At 34.6% G+C, this 3,562-nt stretch carries 5 protein-coding genes; 4 read left to right on the top strand and 1 reads right to left on the bottom strand.

The genetic code is table 11. The features are described 5' to 3' along the window. The first annotated feature begins 310 nt into the window (after positions 1-310). From A9G30_RS04385 to A9G30_RS04370, 4 genes are all read left to right on the top strand, one after another. Positions 311-700 carry a hypothetical protein gene (locus A9G30_RS04385; RefSeq protein WP_218057719.1) on the top strand — a complete coding sequence of 130 codons (390 nt, stop codon included), beginning with the start codon at positions 311-313 and terminating at the stop codon, positions 698-700. A 406-nt stretch (positions 701-1,106) separates the two neighbouring features. Beyond that, complete coding sequence (locus A9G30_RS13420) at positions 1,107-1,700, top strand: RHS repeat-associated core domain-containing protein (RefSeq protein WP_065588178.1); 594 nt, start codon at positions 1,107-1,109, stop codon at positions 1,698-1,700. A gap of 197 nt (positions 1,701-1,897) precedes the next feature. Then, complete coding sequence (locus A9G30_RS04375) at positions 1,898-2,149, top strand: MafI family immunity protein (RefSeq protein WP_065588177.1); 252 nt, start codon at positions 1,898-1,900, stop codon at positions 2,147-2,149. 120 nt (positions 2,150-2,269) lie between these two features. Next, the gene (locus A9G30_RS04370; RefSeq protein WP_065588176.1) at positions 2,270-2,728 is read left to right on the top strand and encodes an RHS repeat domain-containing protein; all 459 of its coding nucleotides are present in this window, start codon (positions 2,270-2,272) and stop codon (positions 2,726-2,728) included. 40 nt (positions 2,729-2,768) lie between these two features. On the opposite strand, the gene A9G30_RS04365 is transcribed toward A9G30_RS04370, so the two are convergent. After that, entirely contained in the window at positions 2,769-3,278 is a 510-nt protein-coding gene (locus A9G30_RS04365) for a DUF6630 family protein (protein WP_065588175.1), read from the bottom strand. Positions 3,279-3,562: the final 284 nt, after the last annotated feature.

Below are 3,562 nucleotides of genomic sequence, written 5' to 3'. Positions count from 1 at the left end.
ATAACAGATTAGATGATTTAAGAACTCAGCTGTATAAATTAATTACAAATAATTAATTTGAAAGAGGTTTTACTTTGTCAAACATACCTTTTAAAGCTTTTGTCCATTTGGTGATAATTAACGTTACCACCAAATTCTATAATTTCTCATTTCTCTAATATGTCGATTAAAACTGGAAAATGAATGAAAACCAATACTCGTTTTAAAGTTGAAGGCGGGCAAATGACAACTCAACTTGGACAAGGTAGAGGTATAGAGATTTTTAATGAAAATATTGTTCATTTTGAAAAAGTAAAATAAAGATAAAAATATGCTATTAAAATTAGAAAATTCAAAAGTACCAATGAAAATGGTGTACCTTCTTTCAGAAAAATTAAAAGTAAATCCAGAATATGCTTCTTTGACTCAAGCTTTAACACTTGATCATACAAAGCCTTACGTTGGATTAAATGGCACTAATGGTCTTTTTGGTACAAAGGAGTGGTGGAATAGTATTGAGCAGGGGAGGATACCTTTATTATTTATTTCAGGAATAATAAAAAAAGCTTATGTAGCAGGACAAGATCCCTCAAATTTTAATAATACAGTTGATTTATTACTTGAAGATGGAACAATTCAATCTGTTGGTATTTATGCCAACAAAAAAAAGATTCAAAGCTGTTTAAGATTGGCTATAGCGCAAGTATTGTATATGCGTTAGATGAGCTAAAACCTCAGGCAGCGCTAAATTTAGGACAAAATATAATCAAATGGCTTTAGAAATGGCAGTTTCATTAGAGCCTGTAGAATAAGTTCCAATTTAGATTCAATTTAACATATCAAATCGGCAAGGCAAGCTTAATACTTAGCTTACTTTGCTAGATTTAAATCATTATTGTGTCAACTAACTATTTGCTATGATGTTATTAGCGTTAATATTATGATAAACCCAAACGTTTTTTGGTGGCAAATACTTTGAGTATAATTGCTTTGGTAACCTGATTGTGGAAAAACGTGGAAAAGGCCACAGTCTAATAAACTTATTGCCGAGACCAATAACGATAAACACTGGCAAAGCTACCTTTACGAGCCAGACTCTTACCGCCCATTAGCCCTTGTGCACGGCAATGCACAGCAAGACAATATCAAACTCTACTGGTATCAAAACGACCACCTCGGCAACACCCATTGCCCTTACCGGCAGCTTAGGTGACCCCCTCTACGAATGCCAGTATAATGCCTATGGGCAGATAATAAACGAAACCTACCATCAAGACGATATAGATTCCCTGCCCGATAACCCATTAAGATTCCAAGGGCAATATTATGATGAGGAGACGGGGCTTCATTACAACCTAAACCGTTACTACTACCCATTTACCGGCAGATATATCACCCAAGAACTAGGCGGACTAAATAGTTATCAATATGTTAATGCTGATCCGATAAATTGGATAGATCCGTTAGGGTTGATTAAGGTTGAAAATAATGGGTTTGAGGGGGTTGGCTCAAAAATTTCTCCTGAAAATGAAAAATATGTAGATATTTTATCACCAGAAGCTAAACAACATATATTATACGGTGATGGACCAACAAGTGGGGGACACATGTATCCGGGTAATCCTGGTAAGACAACATTTCCAAAGGATTGGTCTGCAGACAAGATCGTTCATGAAATAGGTGATATCGCAACTGCTCCAAATACACAATGGTATGCTTAAACAGGAACTGGTAGTATTTATACCAAATCAGGTAAGCCAGCTAGGTGGGTTGCATATGAAATTAGAGATGAAGTCCGTATAAGAGTTATTTATCAACCCGCAAATGGAAGAGTAATAACAGCATTTCCAGATAATGCTCCTACTCCCAAAAATTATAAAAAAGTAGGTAAGTGAAAAATTAAAGAGGATTAAATATTATGTTAGTAAATGATTGTATAAAAGAATTTGGAAACGGATTAAAAGATAGGTTGGATCCTGAAATAGTTGATTATGCAATTGACTATATAAATCATTCTGAAAGTATTCTAGCTTTTGAAACATTATGTGATCATATTGCAGATTTTGACGTAAAAATTAGCTCTGAAGAATATCAAAAAATACTTAAAATTGTAAAATTACTTAATTTGAAGTTAGACAGCCGATACTTATATATAAATCCGAATAAATAAATATCTATCTAGCAATGTACTTCAACTCGCCATTGCTACGATGAAAACACCGGCTTACTCAATGGCACAAAACTGCCCGATGGGCAATGGTTAGAATATCATTACAATCAGGGTCAGCTAATGGGGATGACACTCGACCACCAGCCATTAGCCGCTTTTCGTTGGGATAAACAAGGGCGAGAGTGTGAACGTCGTCAAGGTAATGGACTAGTTAACCGTTACCAGTATGACCCGCTAGGGCAACTTATTGCCCATCAACGTTATCATGGTTATGATATTAGCACCCAAACCTCGCCAACGCCAATTTGGCAACAGCAATATCACTACAATCCTAACGGACAGCTTGCCGAAATCACAGGACATCAGCCACGCCGTTATCGTTATGATAACGCCGGTCAATTACACACAGTGACTTACCCTGAGGTCAATCCCAAGCAACATCATGCTGAAAAAGTCGAGCAGTTTGATTATGACCAAATTTACCTTTATTATTTTGATAAACTAAATGAAAAAGCATTAAAGTTATTACAAAATAACCAACAACCATTAATGGGTACAGATGGCATTTTAACGCCATGATCGAACAATGCTACGCCTGTTTGTAAAGTAATTTATCCCACTACTCTAATTCGCTACCCAATTGATTAATTAGGTATTCTACTTCGTTATGTGCTGTCGTTGGGTAAACGATAATCCATAAATTATCATCCCCCGATATGACATTAGCAAGATTAAAACCTTGTTTTTTAAGTTCTCGATTAAAATCTGCTAACACTCCATCATTTGAAACAGTTGTGCGGTTATCGTAATGACGCATATTTGGGAACGAAACACGGTTAACACCAAAATTATTGAGTAATAGATCTGCAATCCCTGATTTAAGCTCATCAACGCTTTCTTTCCAATCGATTTGTAGCATAAATTCTGGTTGTAATATATCGCCCAATATCTCAACTTGGCGAAAGGCGATCAGTTCGTCTTCACTCACTAAATAATCTGTTTCAAATTCCTCATCCCATTCATAATGATCAATCACATCATTAATCCATTGTAAATCAAGGCTGTTAGTTAAAAGCGCTACTAATTTTTTTAAGTCTTGCCTAAATTCATCTGTAATAAGCCATTGCATATAATATTCCTTTCTATTCTAATTGATTTTTTTACTATTGAACTTGTTGCTTTTATTATAAAGCAAATGATATTGTCAAATTAACCTTGTGTAAATATCCCAGACTTAACACACAAGCCACCTAGAAAATTAAGCTGCTTGTTTTAGGAGATAGTTATATTATCAACTAAAGGTAACAGTTAATTCTATTGCCAAGATCCATACTTAAGATGATTATGCTACAAAAATAATTCAGAAAAGCTATTGATTTTATTTGATTTTTTATTTTATAAAATGATAATAAA

Origin of the sequence: Gilliamella sp. Fer4-1 (genome assembly GCF_001690515.1) — a bacterium.
Taxonomy (GTDB): Bacteria; Pseudomonadota; Gammaproteobacteria; order Enterobacterales; family Orbaceae; genus Gilliamella; species Gilliamella apicola_C.
This window is presented reverse-complemented; position numbering and strand designations above follow the sequence as displayed.